15 protein-coding genes are annotated in these 16,768 nt (G+C 59.4%); 4 read left to right on the top strand and 11 right to left on the bottom strand.

What is annotated here, in order from left to right; translation table 11 throughout:
* Window positions 1-16 precede the first annotated feature (16 nt).
* The 7 genes from QOL67_RS02400 to mutM all read right to left on the bottom strand — a co-directional run bounded on the left by QOL67_RS02400 (window position 17) and on the right by mutM (window position 8,044).
* Window positions 17-1,093 (bottom strand): DUF1513 domain-containing protein, encoded by a 1,077-nt coding sequence (locus QOL67_RS02400; protein ID WP_283424340.1) that lies wholly within the window; start codon window positions 1,091-1,093, stop codon window positions 17-19.
* Window positions 1,093-2,109, bottom strand: a complete 1,017-nt coding sequence (locus tag QOL67_RS02395) for an imelysin family protein (protein ID WP_283424339.1) — start codon at window positions 2,107-2,109, stop codon at window positions 1,093-1,095. The genes QOL67_RS02400 and QOL67_RS02395 overlap by 1 nt, the downstream gene beginning before the upstream one ends.
* A gap of 3 nt (window positions 2,110-2,112) precedes the next feature.
* Entirely contained in the window at window positions 2,113-3,624 is a 1,512-nt protein-coding gene (locus tag QOL67_RS02390; RefSeq protein WP_283424338.1) for a di-heme oxidoreductase family protein, read from the bottom strand.
* Window positions 3,625-3,700: 76 nt separating this feature from the next.
* Window positions 3,701-4,960, bottom strand: a complete 1,260-nt coding sequence (locus QOL67_RS02385; protein WP_283424337.1) for an imelysin family protein — start codon at window positions 4,958-4,960, stop codon at window positions 3,701-3,703.
* A 131-nt stretch (window positions 4,961-5,091) separates the two neighbouring features.
* The gene (locus QOL67_RS02380; RefSeq protein WP_283424336.1) at window positions 5,092-6,219 is read right to left on the bottom strand and encodes a cytochrome-c peroxidase; all 1,128 of its coding nucleotides are present in this window, start codon (window positions 6,217-6,219) and stop codon (window positions 5,092-5,094) included.
* A gap of 133 nt (window positions 6,220-6,352) precedes the next feature.
* Window positions 6,353-7,129, bottom strand: coding sequence for an enoyl-CoA hydratase (locus QOL67_RS02375; RefSeq protein ID WP_283424760.1), 777 nt, complete (start codon window positions 7,127-7,129; stop codon window positions 6,353-6,355).
* A 63-nt stretch (window positions 7,130-7,192) separates the two neighbouring features.
* Entirely contained in the window at window positions 7,193-8,044 is an 852-nt protein-coding gene (mutM, locus tag QOL67_RS02370) for a bifunctional DNA-formamidopyrimidine glycosylase/DNA-(apurinic or apyrimidinic site) lyase (protein WP_283424335.1), read from the bottom strand.
* Window positions 8,045-8,197: 153 nt separating this feature from the next.
* On the opposite strand from mutM, the gene ubiE reads away from it, so the two are divergent.
* Window positions 8,198-8,947 (top strand): bifunctional demethylmenaquinone methyltransferase/2-methoxy-6-polyprenyl-1,4-benzoquinol methylase UbiE, encoded by a 750-nt coding sequence (gene ubiE / locus QOL67_RS02365; RefSeq protein ID WP_283424334.1) that lies wholly within the window; start codon window positions 8,198-8,200, stop codon window positions 8,945-8,947.
* Window positions 8,944-10,482 carry a 2-polyprenylphenol 6-hydroxylase gene (ubiB, locus tag QOL67_RS02360; RefSeq protein WP_283424333.1) on the top strand — a complete coding sequence of 513 codons (1,539 nt, stop codon included), beginning with the start codon at window positions 8,944-8,946 and terminating at the stop codon, window positions 10,480-10,482. The genes ubiE and ubiB overlap by 4 nt, the downstream gene beginning before the upstream one ends.
* Before the next feature lie 86 nt (window positions 10,483-10,568).
* Here the strand turns inward: ubiB and dapA are convergent, their stop codons facing one another.
* Complete coding sequence (gene dapA, locus QOL67_RS02355; protein WP_283424332.1) at window positions 10,569-11,441, bottom strand: 4-hydroxy-tetrahydrodipicolinate synthase; 873 nt, start codon at window positions 11,439-11,441, stop codon at window positions 10,569-10,571.
* A gap of 163 nt (window positions 11,442-11,604) precedes the next feature.
* Between dapA and QOL67_RS02350 the strand changes: the two genes are divergently transcribed.
* Window positions 11,605-13,557, top strand: coding sequence for a lytic transglycosylase domain-containing protein (locus tag QOL67_RS02350; RefSeq protein ID WP_283424331.1), 1,953 nt, complete (start codon window positions 11,605-11,607; stop codon window positions 13,555-13,557).
* A gap of 1 nt (window position 13,558) precedes the next feature.
* Here the strand turns inward: QOL67_RS02350 and QOL67_RS02345 are convergent, their stop codons facing one another.
* The gene (locus QOL67_RS02345; RefSeq protein ID WP_283424330.1) at window positions 13,559-14,425 is read right to left on the bottom strand and encodes a DMT family transporter; all 867 of its coding nucleotides are present in this window, start codon (window positions 14,423-14,425) and stop codon (window positions 13,559-13,561) included.
* The gene (gene mnmC2 / locus QOL67_RS02340) at window positions 14,422-15,099 is read right to left on the bottom strand and encodes a tRNA (5-methylaminomethyl-2-thiouridine)(34)-methyltransferase MnmC2 (RefSeq protein WP_283424329.1); all 678 of its coding nucleotides are present in this window, start codon (window positions 15,097-15,099) and stop codon (window positions 14,422-14,424) included. Before mnmC2 ends, QOL67_RS02345 begins: the two co-directional genes overlap by 4 nt.
* Window positions 15,100-15,155: 56 nt before the next feature.
* Here mnmC2 and QOL67_RS02335 point away from each other — a divergent pair, with 56 nt between their 5' ends.
* The gene (locus QOL67_RS02335; protein WP_283424328.1) at window positions 15,156-16,190 is read left to right on the top strand and encodes an NAD(P)/FAD-dependent oxidoreductase; all 1,035 of its coding nucleotides are present in this window, start codon (window positions 15,156-15,158) and stop codon (window positions 16,188-16,190) included.
* Here the strand turns inward: QOL67_RS02335 and QOL67_RS02330 are convergent.
* The gene (locus tag QOL67_RS02330) at window positions 16,187-16,741 is read right to left on the bottom strand and encodes an NADPH-dependent FMN reductase (RefSeq protein ID WP_283424327.1); all 555 of its coding nucleotides are present in this window, start codon (window positions 16,739-16,741) and stop codon (window positions 16,187-16,189) included. The genes QOL67_RS02335 and QOL67_RS02330 overlap by 4 nt on opposite strands.
* Window positions 16,742-16,768: the final 27 nt, after the last annotated feature.

The raw sequence follows: 16,768 nt of genomic DNA, 5'->3' as shown, positions 1-16,768 counted from the left end.
GCGGCCGAAAATGCGTTCAGGCTTGGGACGTGATTGCGATGAGATGGTTGTCCCATTGCAAGGGGTGCTGGCGTTTATTAGCTCTGAAACGGCCAACGAGGCCGGTGCCTGTGGTTAGGAAGAAGCCTGTTGGCGCAGTACTGATGCCGCAGACGTCTTCTAGTGTTTGGGAAACAAGCAACTCTCGTCTGTCGATCCAGAAGACTTGTGTCTGGTTGCCGCGCGGCGAGGTGATGGCCACAAGCATTCCTTCACCACCAAAAGCAACGCTGCCGGCGTAGCCCTGCATGGCGCGATGGGCGGCCTCAGGCGCGGACAGAAGGTGCGGAGTTTCACCGCGTTGGTGCAGCCCCAAAAGCGGCGGTGCTTCGGATTTGGACCCTTGCCATTGCATCGCAAAGGCGACCGTGCCGTCCTGACGCACGGCGAGGTGACGAATGGAGTTTTTGTGCAGACTTGCAGTTAACTCGACCTGTTCCAGGACTCCTCCGGCCAAACTGATATAGCTGAGATTGGGTTGCATCACCGGGATGTTGAGCTTGCTGCGGCCCATGTCGGGGTGAGTTTCGATGCCGCCGTTGGCGACCACAAGTGATTGGCCGTCTGGCAGGAGTTTGATGTCATGGGGACCAATGCCACCGGAGGAAAACTCACCGATGCGGGTGTAGTTTTGCGTGACGTCCCAGAGGCCGATGATGCCTTCCCCCGCTTCATAGTCATTCTCGGACGTGAAAAGCGTGCTGCCGTCAGCGGAAAACGCGCCGTGGCCGTAGAAGTGGCGCCCTTCGGGGGCGGTGAGCGTTTTCAGGACCGTACCGTCGCGGCAGTCCATGACCAAAGCAAAGGTGCCGGGACGGCGGGCGAAAGCAACCGCCTCAGCCCGTACTGGGTGTGCAGCAGCAGCGTGACCGCGGGCGGGCAACGGGATGGTGAAGGTGATCTCCCCAGTGGCTGTGAGGCCTGCGAGCAGGTAGCTGCCGTTGGGCGCGCGGGCGGCGGAGAGATAGTCTGGTGTGCCGACGCTGCTCCAGCCCGCGCTGGGCAGAAGGCTTGCGGCGGCAAGGCCTGCGAGCATGCGGCGGCGGGTGACCATCAGTCGCCGTCCAGTGCGTTGAAGCCAGCGGTGACATCGAGGGCTGGGCCAAGTTCTAACAGGACAAAGCTGCGGATGTTGCCGATGTATTGCTGTAGGATTTCGACGCGCAGGCGGCCCTGAATGTTGGCGACGCCAGCAAAGGTAGGGTCATCTTCCAACTCTGTGGCGTGTCCCAAGGCCAGCGAAAATGCTCCGTTGAGAGATTTGGCCGGGGTTGGCGTTTGTGCGGAGAGGATGGCGGCAAGTTGCTCCAAAGACGTCAGCGACACGGTGATGTTTTGCAAGCTGCGCTCCGATCGGCGGGTTTCGGCGCGCAGGGGGCGGGGTTTGTCAAAGGTGCCTAAGGGGCGCCCGAGGCGGGCCTCTTCGTTAAATTGCAGGCCGGTGTCGAGTGTTTTAAAAAGTTCAGCCACGGCGGCGAGATCGGTGGTGTATCGGCCGTCTTTTGACGGGGTGCGCATGAGTTCAGCATAGCCGTTTTGCCAATCCGCCAGAATGGCATTGGCGTTGCGGTCAATGTCGTTGGTGACGGCTTGGATCAGTGTGCAGCGATAGGCGTCACTTCCGAGGGTTTGGATGCGCTCATCATAGAGCAGGAACTCCAGCGCAAAAAAGCCATGCGCGGCGATAGAGACCTCAGCGAAGGCCTCTGCGTCCAATGCGGCGGGGTCTTCGGAGGTGATCAGTTTGGAGAGCGATTTGGGTGTAAAGCCCTTGGTGTCAGGCCAGAAGGCGAGGGAGAAGGCGCGCTCTTCCTCTTCGGTGGGGCCAAAGCGCAGGTGGCTGACGGCCATCCAAGCGTCAAAGCCCTCGTGAAAGGCTTCGCGCAGGGCGGAGGAGTTGCTGGCGCAGTCTTCTGCTGCGGTGTTTTTGAGCGCGCCGGTGGCCTCTGACAAGGCGGTGAAGCCGGGCAAGATGTGTTCGTCAATTGCCGTGTCCACCAGCGCGGCGGGATCCAGCGCCCAGGCAGGTTGCGCAAGCAGGAGTGAGGTGGTCAAAGCAAGCAAGCGCATGGGTCAGAGACTTTCTAAGAAGCGGATGAGGGCGGCTCGGTCTTCGGGTGGCATGGTGATCACGGTGTCTCTCATAGGCTGCGCTTCGCCGCCGTGCCAGAGGATAGCTTCGAGGATATTGCGGGCGCGGCCGTCGTGCAGGAATTGCGTGTGGCCGGAGACTTGATTGGTAAGGCCAATGCCCCAGAGCGGCGGTGTGCGCCACTCCTGGCCCGTGGCGCGGCCTTCGGGGCGGTTGTCGGCCAACTCTGGCCCCATGTCGTGCAGCAGCATGTCGGTGTAAGGCCAGATCAGCTGGAAGCTTTGGGCGGGCTGATCTTTGAGCCGGTGGGTCACATAGGACGGGGTGTGGCAGGAGGCGCAGCCGGTGGTGTGGAAGACTTCTTTGCCGCGCAGCACCTCGGGGTCATCCACATCTCGGCGCGCGGGTACGGCTAGGTTGGCGCTGTAGAACGTCACAAGGTCGAGACCGGTTTCATCGACCTCAAACACCCGCACGTCGCCGTCGCCATGGGGGCTGTTGATGCAGTCGACTTGCGCAGTGGTGCAGTCGCCGTGGCCTGCTTCAAACAGAGGTGTGGAGATGCCGATGTCGGCGGCAAAGGCGGCGGCGGATTGTTGGCGCAGGGTGGGTGCGCCGGCCTTGAGGCCAAAACGGCCCAGCATGGGGCGTTGGTATTCTACCGACCATGTGATGTTGGGACGGCCAGAGATGCCGTCACCATTTGAGTCATCCGGATCGGCATTTGCGAGGATGTCGTCGGCCGGGATGGCGTCCAGCAGGCCGAGGCCGATCATTTGCGGCGCAACGCGTGGGCTGAGCATCACGTCTGTGTGCAGCGTTCCATAGCCGAGGTCTTGCAGGGCATAAGATGGGCGTCGCAGTGTCGCGGTCTCGCCGCCGGACAACACGACGTCGAAGTCTTCGAAGGTGACTTCAATGCGAGCTTCGGCGGGGTGGCCGGGCAGGCTGAAATCCTGGATTTGGCTGCCGTAGGTCGGCTCAGGACGTGTTGCGAGGAAATCTTCGATTTGGTGAATTTGGTCCCCTTGTTGGCCGGGGATGGCCAGCTTGATCGCCAGCGATAGCGCGTCATCTTCAGGGCTGTCCGGTGCGTGGCCGCGTCCGGCACGTTGGTGGCAGCCAAGGCAGTTGCGCGCGTTGTACAGCGGGCCGAGGCCGTCGGAGGCCAGGGTGGAGCTGGGGGATGAGACCCAGAGTTTGTCAAACATCGCCTCACCCATGCGGAAGGTGAGGCCGTCTTCTTTGCTGAGATTGGCGGAGGGCTGTTTGAAGGCAAAGGCATCGGTGCGAGCCGGGACCGTGGCGGCGCCAGCAGGGCGGGATTCAAACCTATGCGGTTTGGAAAAATCGGTGGGGGCGGCGGTGACGCTTTGGATGCGCTGAGCTTCGGCGTCGGTGCGGGGCACGACGTTGAGGTGGCGGTCATCCAGTGCGTGGACGGATGTGCCAGAAAAGAGTGCGCAGAAGACCGTGGCGGAGGAAAGTCGCATTGGCGGGGCCTTGGAAAGTAAAAAAGGGGCGGCGGGATGGCCGCCCCTCACATGTCTTACGTCGGTGACGTTGGTATTAGTGGAACACAGCGTCTGGGTTGTCGAGGCTGTCGGAGCCTTCAAACGCCAGGTTGTCCAGACCAAGTGCGGTCACCGCGGCTTCGATGGATTTGGTTTGATCTACCAGACCGTCCACGCCACCCATGACCAGTGCTTCGCCAGCTGCGTTGCCGCGTTCCAGCATTTGGTCGTAGGAGAAACCTGCCTCGGCGGCGGTTTTGATGCGGCCCAGCGACATCATGGTGGTGGAGAGCTTGGCTTGCAGCTCTGCGTCCAGATCCGCGTTCACTTCGGACACAAGGTCAGACACGGATGGGCCAGACACCAAGGAGCCGTCGACACGCACGTATTCACCAAGGTAGACGTTCTGGATGCCCAGGCCGTCGTAGAAGTGGCTGTTGTGGGTGTTGTCGGAGAAGCAGTCGTGCTCTTCTTCCGGGTCGTTCAGCAGCAGGCCAAGGCGCATGCGCTCACCAGCTTGCTCACCGTAGGACAGGGAGCCCATGCCAGTTAGGATGGCCACGATGCCAGCGTCCGCGTTGCCGGTTACTGTTGCCCGGGCTTCGCCGTCTGTGGACCACTGAGCAGCCATGAACTCCAGATCGGAGACCAGCAGGTCAGTGGCGGCTTTCAGGTAGGCGCCACGGCGGTCACAGTTGTCACCGGTGCAGGCGTCGCCCGCTGCGAAATCTGTCCAAGGGCGGTCACCGGCGCCGTGGTTGTGGCCGTTCATGTCCTGACCCCAGAGCAGGAATTCAATGGCGTGGTAGCCGGTGGCGACGTTGGCTTCAACGCCGTCAGCTTCGTGCAGGCTTTCCAGCAGGGCTGGGGTGATTTCTGCGGCGTCAATGGTTGCGCCGGAGATGTCGAAAGAGGCATTGGCGATCACGTTCAGCGCGGCCAGCGGGTTTTCGTCAGAAGGGCCACCGTAAGCAGCGTCCACATAGTCGATCAGGCCTTCGTCCAGTGGCCAGGCGTTCACTTTGCCTTCCCAGTCATCCACGGCAGCGTTGCCAAAGCGGTACACTTCGGTCTGCTGATACGGCACGCGGGAGGCCAGCCAAGCGCCTTGGGCGTTGTGCAGCGCTTCGGCGGATGGGTTTTCGATCAGCGCGTTCACGGCAGCTTGCAGTGTTTTGGCGGTGATCAGGCTGTCTTCGTATTTGGCGGCGGCGATGTCAGCGTAGTTGGCAACGACGTCCGCTTTGTTGGCGGCGAAAGCCGGGGCGGTCAGTGCGAGCACAGCCGCAGAAGTGGTCAAAAATGTACGAGTCATGGAATCCGGTCCCTGTTGAGAATTGCGGGCATAACTGACTACTTTTGTCGACTTCGTCAATCCTTATTAATTTTGTATGTTTTTGAGTGCGACGGAATGCCTCGCACTCAAAGAGGTGCCGAAAATAGACCTTATTGCGCGTCGAGCAGGTGTTCGTAGCGCGCATCGGTTAGGGTCTTGAGGAAGGCGACAATGGCATCGACACGCTGATCATCGAGTGCCGGGCCGTGCGTTAGCTCTTCAAATGCCAAGGTTGCTGGTACGGCAGGCATGCGGAAGGTTTTGCCGGTTTCCGGGTTGGTGCGGCGCGCGGGATCGGTGGTGTTGAATTGGTTGTAGAACAACACAACGGTGCGCAGGTCTTCAAACACACCGTTGTGCATATAGGGTCCGGTGACGGCCACGTTGCGCAGGGTGGGGGTTTTGAATTTACCGCGCAGGGTGGGATTGCCGTGCATCTCCGGGTGGGCCGCAAGACCGACGTCCACGGTGCCGCGTTTCACGCCGTTGAGGGCGCGCAGGGCCAGGTTTTCTGGAACGCCAATGTTGTGGTGCTCGTAGTTGGAGAACGTCTCCTGCGGGTCCATCGCGTTTGTGCCCAGCTGGTGGCACAGGTTGCAGTTGGTGAACTGCTCGGAGAAAAACAGCACGCGACCCAGATCTTCTTCGCGGGTGAGCTCGACTTCGCCAAGCAGAAAACGGTCATATTTGCTATCAAACGGCGCAAAAACATCAGTGCGCTCAAAGGCGGCAATGGCGTCGGTCATGGCGGTGTAGCCGCTTGCCGGATCGCTGAGAACATCCCCGTCAAACAGGGCCGGGAAAGCCTGTGTGTAGATCGGATCTTCGAGAAGGCGTGCGATCACAGCGGCTTTATCAGCCATGCCCATTTCGATAGGATTCAGCGGCGGGCCGCCGGCCTGATCTTCCAGGCGGTTGGCACGGCCATCCCAGAATTGGCCGCCCGTCCAAATGCCATCTGCGTTTTTGTGGAACTCTGGTGTGAAAGCCGCATAAGCGGCGCTGGGCGCGTTGCGATCTCCATGTGACTCGCCGTCGTCCCCAATGGACGCCATGCCACGCGGGTCGGCAAAGCCGCGTTCCGGATCATGGCAGGTGGCGCAAGATTGGGTGCGGTTGGCCGACAGGTTCACATCAAAGAACAGGCGTTCCCCGAGGGCTTCCAAAGTGGTGGGGACGTCTTCTGCCAAAGCTGGCGAGGAGGCGAGCACACATGCAATAGCAAGAGAGCGATACATTGGGATGTCTCATTTCTGACTAGTTTTGTCAGTTATCTGCGCTTGTTTTGGAGCTGGGTCAACTGCCCTCTTGCCGCACCCCACAAAAAAGCCCCCGGCGATGCGGGGGCTCTTAAACACTTATGCAGATGGATCAGCGGTCGCGGAATTGTGCTTCGCGTTTTTCCATAAAGGCCGCCATGCCTTCTTTCTGATCTTCGGTCGCAAACAGCGAGTGGAAGGCACGGCGTTCGAACAGCAGACCTTCACGCAGGGAGCTTTCAAAGCTGCGGTTCACAGCCTCCTTGGCGGTGCGCGCAGCGATCAGGGATTTCTCTGCAATCTTCTGTGCGGCGCTCATGGTTTCTTCCATCAGCTTTTTGGCAGGCACAACACGGCTCACAAGGCCAGACCGCTCAGCCTCTTCGGCGTTCATGAAGCGGCCGGTGAGGTTCATGTCCATGGATTTGGACTTGCCCACCGCGCGGGTCAGGCGCTGGCTGCCGCCGATGCCGGCGATCACGCCGAGATTGATCTCTGGCTGGCCAAACTTTGCTGTCTCAGAGGCGATGATGAAGTCACAAGCCATCGCCAACTCGCAGCCGCCGCCAAGAGCGTAGCCAGATACAGCCGCGATCACGGGCTTGCGAATGTCTTGAATGCGGTCGCCAAACTCAGCGAACAGGTTGGAGAGGTTTACGTCCGCAAAGCTCATTGCAGACATTTCTTTGATGTCGGCGCCTGCGGCGAAGGCTTTCTCGGAGCCCGTGATGACGATGCAGCGCACCTTGTCGTTGGCATCTGCGCTTTCCAGAGCTTCCTGGAGTTCGCCAATCAACTGCTGGCTCAACGCGTTCAACGCATCTGGGCGGTTCAGCTTGATAAGGGCGACGTGGTCTTCGATATCGACGATGATCGTCTCAAAAGCCATGAGTACTGCTTTCATTGTTCCGGTCAGAAGTGATTGATTATCATTTGAGGGAGTTGGATCAAGCTATCTTTGGCATTGCGGGCAATAGAACGACGAGCGGCCGGACTGGGTGATTCGGCTTATTTTACTAGTGCAATCGGGGGTTTTGCACGGTTCCCCCTCCCGTCCGTAGACGTCAAAACTGTGTTGAAAATATCCCAGTTCGCCGTCAGCTTGGCGAAAGTCACGTAACGAACTTCCCCCTGCCTCAATGGCCTCCCGCAGCACGCCGCGGATGATGGGCACAAGACTGTGTGTGCGCGCTTGCGAAATCGCACCGGCTTTGCGTTTCGGTGCTATCCCTGCGCGAAACAGGGCTTCACAGACATAGATGTTGCCTAAGCCCGCAATGATGCGCTGATCGAGTAAGGCGGATTTGATTGGGGTGTTCTTACCTGCGAGTCGTTCGGCGAGGTAGGATTCGTGGAAATCATTGCCCAGTGGCTCGGGGCCAAGTTTGGCAATAAGGGGGTGTGTTTCGGTGTTGTCACTGGGCAGGATATCCATCGCACCAAAGCGGCGAGGATCGTTGAAAGTGATGCGCGCGCCGTTGTCCATGTCAAAGACCACGTGGTCATGTTTCTCCGCCTGTGGATGGTCATGGGCAAATTGCCCCAGCGGGTCGCCGGAGACGGTCATGCGGCCAGACATGCCGAGGTGGATGAGCAGCGACTCGTTGGTGTCGAGATCAGCTAGGATGTATTTGGAGCGGCGGCGCAGTTGCGTGACCTTGGCGCCGGTGAGGCGTTCGGCCATGCGATCGGGGAAGGGCCAACGCAAGTCTGGGCGATTGACTCGAGCGCGTGCAATCGTGGCCCCTTCCATGGCGGGTTGCAGGCCGCGGCGCACAGTTTCGACTTCGGGCAGTTCAGGCATTCCAACCTCTGAGTTCCAAGACACTCAGACCATGCGCGAGGTTGTTGGGGATTATCAAGTCAAGTTTTGGCCCGCGAAGCGGGTGCCAAATCAGCGCATTGTACCCTCTTAGACAGCGCTATATGAATGTGGCAACCAAGAGGATTTCGCATCATGGCGGACAGCAAAAACACCACCCATTTCGGCTTTGAAACCGTGCCGGAAAGCGAAAAAGCTGGACGCGTTCAAGGCGTGTTTGGGTCGGTTGCCAGCAAATACGACATCATGAACGACGTCATGTCGATGGGCATCCACCGCATCTGGAAAGACGCGATGATGGATTGGTTGGCGCCGCGCCCCGGGCAGAAGTTGCTCGATGTGGCCGGGGGCACTGGTGATGTGTCGTTTAAGTTTCTGAAGCGTGCTGGGCATGGCCATGCGACGGTGTGTGATCTGACGGAACCGATGCTTGTGGCAGGGCGGCAGCGAGCCGAAGCGGACCATATGTCTGACAGCCTCGACTGGGTTGTGGGGGACGCGATGGCGTTGCCGTTTGAGGACAACACCTTTGATGTTTACACCATCAGTTTTGGCATTCGGAACGTGACCCGACCGCAGGAAGCGTTAAATGAGGCGTTTCGGGTTCTGAAGCCCGGTGGGCGCTTGATGGTTCTGGAGTTCAGCCAAATTCCCAATGACATGATGCAGAAGGTCTATGACCTCTATTCCTTCAACATCATCCCGCAGATGGGCAAAATGATCGCAAATGACCGCGACAGCTATCAATATCTGGTGGAGAGCATCCGTAAATTCCCGGATCAGGACACGTTCCTGGACATGGTGAAAACTGCCGGGTTTGAGAATGCGAAGTACCGCAACCTGACCATGGGTATTGCCGCGTTACATTCGGGTTGGAAGCTGTGAGAGGTCCCCACAATATCATCCGTCTGATCCGGACCGGTGCCACCTTGGAGCGCACCGGCGCCATGAATGTGGTGATGGATGCGTTTGAAGCGCCAACTTTGGTCCGCGTGGTACTGCGCGGGCTGGTCTGGCCATTTCAGTGGTTGGGCTACAAGGGGGATGCCGAGGCACCTCCTTTGCCACGTGCGTTGACGGCCTTGGGGCCTGCTTACATCAAGTTTGGCCAAGTGTTGTCGACCCGTCCGGATGTTGTGGGCGGCGATTTGGCTGGAGAGCTGCGGGTTCTTCAAGACAAGCTGCCGCCGTTTGATCTGGCCACCGCTAAGGCAGAGGTTGAGTCTGAGCTTGGTCAGCCTGTGGATCAGATTTTCTCTGAATTTTCAGAGCCGGTTGCGGCGGCGTCGATTGCGCAAGTGCACCGGGCGCGGTTGCGGGAAACCGGTGAAGAGGTTGCGGTGAAAATCCTGCGACCCGGGATTGAAAAGGCGTTTCGCAAAGATATTGATGCCTTCTATTTTGCCGCCAACACCATCGAGCTCTTGTCACCTGGGTCACGGCGGTTGCGGCCGCGGGATGTGATTGAGCATTTTGACCGCGGCGTGACGTCGGAGCTGGATCTGCGCCTTGAGAGTGCAAATGCCAGTGAATATGCTGCGAACTCGGCAGATGATCCCGGATATCAGGTGCCCGCCATTCAGTGGGAACATTCCGCACGGCGGGTGATGACGTTGGGCTGGGCCGAAGGCGCACCCATTGGCGACAACGATGCGTTGGATGCGGCGGGACATGATCGTCATGCCTTGGGCAGTCGGATTTTGGAGCTGTTCCTGAACCATGCACTGCGGGACGGGTATTTTCACGCGGACATGCACCAAGGCAACATGAAGGTTGCCGCAAACGGGGATATCATTGTCTATGATTTTGGCATCATGGGCTACATCGATGAGTACACCCGCCGGGTCTATGCGGAAATTCTCTACGGCTTCATTCAGCGGGACTACAAACGTGTGGCTGAGGTGCATTTTGAAGCGGGGTATGTGCCTGCGGATCAGGATGTGGACGAGTTTGCGCGGGCGTTACGGGCAGTGGGTGAGCCGATCTTTGGCATGGATGCCACGCGGATTTCGATGGGGCGGTTGTTGAGCTACCTGTTTGAAGTGACCGAGCGTTTTGGCATGGGGACTCGCACCGAGTTGATTTTGCTACAGCGCACCATGGTGGTGGTTGAGGGTGTGGCGCGGTCGTTGGACCCGCGTGTGAACATCTGGGACGTGGCGAAGCCGGTGGTGTCTGATTACATCAAGGAGAGCATTGGGCCGCGAGCTATGCTGAGCGACTTGGCTAAAACAGCACGGGTGCTGTCGCGCTTTGGGCCGCGATTGCCGGCGATGGTGGAGGCAGCGCTGATTGCGCAGTCTGAGGATAAGCCGGAGGCCAAACGGGCTGTGTGGCCTTGGGTGGTGACCGGCGTCGGATTGGGCGCTGTTTGTGGTGTCGTTGCGACTTTGGCTGTGGGTTTTGTGATGTGGAGCTAAGCGCTTTTCTAATCCTGCAGGACATGAAAAAGGCGCCCAGTGGGCGCCTTTCTTTTTGAGACATAGATCTCAGAAGTAGTGCTGTCTTAGAGCAGACCCGCGTGCGCCATGGCGGCGTCGATCTGTGCCTTGGTTGCGTCGGTCAGGCCGGTCAGTGGCAAGCGCACTTCTTCGTTGCACATGCCCAGACGGGACATGGCGTATTTCGCGCCAACCAGACCCGGCTCCACAAAGATGGCTTCGTGCAGTGGCATCAATTTGTCCTGATACTCCAGCGCTTTGGCGTAGTCGCCAGCCAGTGTGGCCGCCTGGAATTCAGCACAGAGTTTTGGCGCGACGTTTGCGGTCACAGAGATGCAACCCACGCCGCCGTGTGCGTTGAAGCCAAGTGCGGTGGCGTCTTCGCCGGACATCTGAATGAAATCAGGGCCGCAGGAGGCGCGCTGTTGGCTTGGGCGGGCCAGATCGCCAGTCGCGTCTTTCACGCCCACAATACGTGGCAGTTTGGCCAGCTCCCCCATGGTCTCTGGTGTCATGTCGACCACCGAACGGCCTGGGATGTTGTAGATGATGATCGGCAGCTCACAGCAGTCATGCACAGCGGTGAAATGTGCAATCAGGCCACGTTGGGTTGGCTTGTTGTAGTACGGCGTCACCACGAGTATGCCGTCTGCGCCAACTTTTTCGGCGTGCTGGGCAAAACGGATGGCTTCCAGTGTGTTGTTGGAGCCTGCGCCTGCGATCACCGGCACGCGGCCAGCGGCGGCTTTCACCACTTCGCTCACCATAGTTTCGTGCTCTTCGTGGCTCAGCGTTGGGCTTTCACCGGTGGTGCCCACAGGCACAAAGCCATTGGTGCCTTCACCAATGTGCCACTCGACGATCTTTTTGAGCGTTTCCAAATCCAGCTCGCCGTTCGTAAACGGCGTGATGAGTGCGGGGTATGACCCTTTGAACATGGCACGCTCCTTTTTATGCGTAGCTGGGCAGAATTGCCCGTATCGTTGAACCGCGCGGACCCTAGCGGGAAGTTGCCCACTTGCCAAGATTGTGAGTTGAGGCCATCGGGTGCGCGGCGTATCTTGCGGGTTCTATCCTGTCTGGCATAGGAAAATGCAAGCCATGTTGCGTCTTTTTCTGACTCTGTTTGTGGCCTTGCTGGTCGCTGTTCCCGCAAATGCACAGTTTCGCGATGAGCTCCGGTCCGCGATGACGTCTGTTCGTGCCAAGGATTGGGATGGCGCGGCCAAGGCGGTGCGCGAGACCGATCAGGTGACCCGTGATATTGTGGAGTGGCACCGGCTGCGCGCGGGTGAAGGATCAGCGGATCAAGTTTTGGCGTTTTTGGACCGTCGCGGTGATTGGCCCGGTTTGCCGTATTTGCGCAAACAGTCGGAGGCGGCGTTTGAGGACGTGAGCTACGAGATGGCGCTGTCGTTCTTTGTGCATGGTCCGGCGCAGACCGCCGAAGGGGCGTTGGCGCAGGCCAAAGTTCTGACGCAGGCGGGCGAGGACGGCGCGGCGCAGGCCACGATTGTGGAAGCCTGGCGCACCATGGCGATGAACAGCACCACCAAAGCTGATTATTTGGCGCGTTACGGCGATTTGCTGAAGCCGCATCACACCGCGCGGTTGGATGCGATGGTGTGGAAGAATTGGACGTCGAATTCCGAGGCGATGTACGCCCAAGTGCCAGAAGGCTGGGTGGCGTTGGCCAAGGCGCGGCTTGGGCTGCGGGCCATGGCCAAGGGTGTGGACGGGTTGATTGCGGCGGTGCCGGACAGTTTGCAGGATGATCCGGGGCTGGCACATGAGCGGTTTGTTTGGCGGCATCGTAAAGACCGGAACGACAGCGCAATTGAGCTGATTTTGGCGCGCAGCAAAGCGGGCACCTTGGGCGAGCCTGAGGAATGGGCCCCAAGGCGGCGCTCGTTGATCCGCAACCAGATGCGGGCGGGGAATTACAAGACAGCTTATGCTCTGGCTGCGACCCATAAGCTGACGCCCGAGGCGGGATATGCCTATTCCGATTGTGAGTGGCTGGCGGGCTATCTGGCGTTGCGGTTTCTGGACCGACCGGAGGAGGCTGCGGCGCACTTCCTGAACTTTGCCCAGTCGGTGGAAACACCAATTTCATTGGGTCGTGCGGGCTATTGGATGGGCCGCGCCTATGAGGCGATGGGGGAAACAGCCACGGCGCAGCAGGCTTATGTGGCGGGCGGTGCGCATCAGACCAGTTTCTACGGTTTGTTGGCGGCGGAGAAAGCCGGGATTGCGCATGATCCGGCGTTGTCCGGCCAAGAGCGGTTCCCGGATTGGCAGAAGGCCAGCTGGACCACATCAAGTGTGCACAAGGCGGCGCGGGCCTTGTTGGCGGCGGGTGAGCTGAGCCTGGCGGAGCGGTTTTGGGTGCATTTGAGTGAGACGCAGGATCGCACTGGATTAGGACAGATGGGGCAAATGGCGCTGGACTTGGGGCAACCGCATATTGCGGTGATGCTGGGCAAACAAATGGTGCGCATGGGCGTGACCCTGCCGGGGCCGTATTACCCGCTGCATCCGCTGGTGGATCAGAAACTGCCGGTGGCGGATGAGCTGTCTTTGGCAATTGCGCGGCGGGAGAGTGAATTTGACCCAGTGGTGGTGAGCCATGCCGGTGCGCGTGGGTTGATGCAGTTGATGCCGGGCACGGCGCGGGATGTGTCGGCGGAGATTGGCGAGATTTATGTGCTGGGCAACCTGACCTCTGATCCGGGCTACAATGCGCGGTTGGGCAGTGCGTATCTGGCTGGGTTGGCGGAAAAGTTTGATGGCAACATCATCATGATTTCGGCGGGCTACAATGCAGGTCCGCACCGTCCTACGCGGTGGATGGCCAGCAATGGAGATCCGCGCGGGGGCTCTGTGGAGGCGATGATTGATTGGATTGAGATGATCCCGTTTAATGAAACCCGCAACTACGTGATGCGGGTGTCCGAGAGCCTGCCAGTCTATCGCGCACGGTTGGGCAAAGATCCGCATCCGGTGTCGTTTGGTCAAGAGATTACCGGGGGCACCATTAAAGTTCGTCGGTGAGTCAGGCCGATTGGCGCTCGCGCCACCAAGTGAACAGGCCAGCCCCCAATACAATTGCCGCGCCAATGGCGACGTTTGTGCGCAGGGTTTCCCCAAACGCGGCCATGCCAAGCGCGGCGGCGAAAGGCAGTTGTAGGTAGGCAAAAGGCTGCACGGCGCTGGCTTCGGCAACTTCATAAGTGCGGATCAAAAGCCAGTGACCAAAGACGCCGGTGCAGCACAGGATACTCATCCAAATCCAGTTGCTGCCTGAAATTGGCTCCCAGTAGAAAATACCAATGGCTGTCATGACAACGCAGCCAATGACGCCGGTGTAAAAGAAGCTGGTTTGTGAGGTGTCTCCGCGCGCGACATAGCGAGTCATCAGGCCGTAGACGGCAAACATCAGTGCGCCAACAAGGGGCACAATGGCGGCGGGGCTGAAGACACCGGAGCCGGGTTGCAGGATGATCAGCACGCCAATGGCCCCAACGCCGATGGCGGACCAACGCCGCCAGCCGACTCGCTCGCCTAAGACAGGGCCGGAGAGCGCAGCGATCATCAGCGGATAGCAAATGAAGATGGCGTGTGTTTCAGTGAGGCCCAGCAGGGTGAATGCCACCACGGTCACGCAGATTTCCAATGCCAGAAGAGCGCCGCGCCCAATTTGCAAAAGCGGGAACTTTGTGCGGGCGACGGCTTTGATGCCGCCGGGTTGGCGGGAGGACAGCGCGATGACAAAGAGAGCAAAGAACCAGTAGCGGATCATCACCACGAGGTAGGTGTTGTACTCGCTCGCCAAGTGGCGGGAGATGCCGTCTTGCAGTGCAAAGACCAGCGTGGTGAGCGACATCAGAAGGATGCCGAGGCGGTTGTTGGGCTCAGTCATGCGGCGGGCTTTTCACATTGGGTCATATGGCGTTTACGGCCAAACCCCGGGGTGCGGGTGACGGTGAAGCCTGCGGCTTCCAGATTGCGGCGCACAAAGCCCGCGGCGGTGTAGGTTGCGGCGGTGCCGCCTGATTTGGTGTGAGCGCCAACCTGCGCCATCAGGTCTGTATCCCAGAGTTGGGGGTTTTTGGCCGGGGAGAAGCCGTCAAGGAACCATGCGTCTGCTTCAAAGCTCTGCGCTGTAAGGGTCTGACGCGCGTCGCCTATCACCACGTGGGCGTGAATGCCGTCGAGCGTTGTGAGTGTTTGGTCTTCGGCATAGGCCGTGACCAAGCGGGTGGCGTATTCGCTTAACTCAGGGAAAGCGGCGAGGGCTTTTTGCATTTCGTCCGCGCTCATTGGAAAGGCTTCAAAAGTGGTGAAGCTCAGTGGCGCGGTTTGGCCGCTCTCGTGCCAGGCCTTCCAGGCTGTCAGCAGGTTGAGGCCGGTGCCAAAGCCGAGTTCGGCAATGTGAAAGCCGGGGGCAAAGCGTGTAGGCAATTGGTTGCCGTCCAGAAACACATGGCGCGTTTCGGCCAGCCCGTTATCGAGGCTGAAATACGGGTCATCAAACCGGGTGGAGACCGGAATGGCGTTGTCTCGCCAATCGAGATCCGCGTGCTGGTCGCTCATGTCGCTTTGCCTTATGGATGTGACAGCGCATTTGAGCACAAAAAAGAGGATTGGCAATGGTGGACGTGACCGTGATGGGGGCGGGGGCTTTTGGGCTTTCGGTGGCGTGGGCCTGTGCCAAGCGGGGGGCGAAAGTGCGGGTGATTGATCCCGGAGGTGTTGGTGCTGGCTCCAGCGGTGGTTTGGTGGGTGCGTTGGCGCCGCATACGCCAGAGAACTGGAACGTAAAAAAGGCGTTTCAGTTTGAGAGTCTTATCATGGCGGAAAGCTGGTGGGCCGAGGTTGAGATGGCCGGTGGCGTGAGTGCTGGCTATGGGCGCACGGGACGGATTCAACCTGTCAAAGATGAGCGTGGGCTGCAGCTAGCCAAGGCGCGGGAAGAAAGCGCCAAAGAGCTTTGGCAAGGCAAGGCGCATTGGCAAGTTGTGGCACGTGATACGCTTGGCCAGTGGGCACCGGAAAGCCCGACGGGGTGGCTGATCCATGACACGTTGAGCGGGCGTATGTTTCCACGCCGTGCCTGCACGGCATTGGCGGCGGCGTTGCGGGCTAAGGGCGGTGAAATTGTCTCTGATGGGAAGCCAGCTGGAGCAGTTGTTTGGGCCACGGGGTGGCAGGGTTTGCTCGAGTTGTCCGAGGACATCGGCAAACCTGTGGGCAGTGGCGTTAAGGGGCAGGCTGCGTTGTTGCAGCTGGATCAATCTACCGCACCGCAACTGTTTGCGGATGCGGTGCACATCATCCCACATGCGGATGGCACCGTGGCGATTGGCTCCACCAGCGAGCGTGAGTTTGACGATCCGAACAGCACGGATGCACAGTTGGATGATGTTCTGGCGCGGGCCTATGCGGCGGTGCCTGTCTTGAAGGATGCAGAGGTCATTGAGCGCTGGGCTGGAGTGCGCCCCCGTGCCAAAAGCCGCGCGCCGATGTTGGGGTATCATCCAACCCGCGATGGTTCATTTATTGCCAACGGTGGCTTCAAAATTGGCTTCGGCATGGGGCCAAAGGCGGGCGAGGTGATGGCTGATCTGGTATTGGATGGTCGGGATGAGATACCGGAGGCATTCCGTCCCGAAGCTTCGCTTTAGGCGTTGTTAGACATCTGATCTACGTCAGCTTTGAGCGCGGCCATCAGCGTCGTAACCGAAGTCGCGTAACGCTCGTTTGTAAGTTGCCCGTTTTCATCAAAGGCGTTGCCACTGTCGGCGATGCCAATTTCAGGTGCCAGGGTGATACGCGGACGGAAAGCCACAAGGCAGCTGCGCAACATGGTCTGCGCCCGCACACCACCAGCGCGACCGGCGGCGGCGCTCATTAGGGCGACGGGTTTGCCAACCATCGGCTTTTCCCAGTGACGGCTGATCCAATCGAGAGCATTTTTCAACACGCCAGTGACAGCGCCGTTGTATTCAGGGGTGGAGATCAGCACTGCGTCGGCTTCGGCAATCTGCTGAACCAGTCGTTTAACTTCCTCGGGGATACCGCTGTTGGATTCGAGATCGCCGTCATAGAGCGGGATGTTCAGATTGGCCTCAACATAGCTGTCTGCGCCATAAAGCCGGGCGGCCTCACGTAGAAGCTTGCTGTTGGTGGAGTCCGCGCGCAGAGCGCCGGAGATTCCGAGCAGTTTGTGGGGCATAGACCAATCTCCTTGTTCGCTTGTTCA

Origin of the sequence: Shimia sagamensis, from assembly GCF_900182745.1 — a bacterium.
In the GTDB taxonomy this organism is placed as follows: Bacteria; Pseudomonadota; Alphaproteobacteria; order Rhodobacterales; family Rhodobacteraceae; genus Shimia; species Shimia sagamensis.
This window is presented reverse-complemented; position numbering and strand designations above follow the sequence as displayed.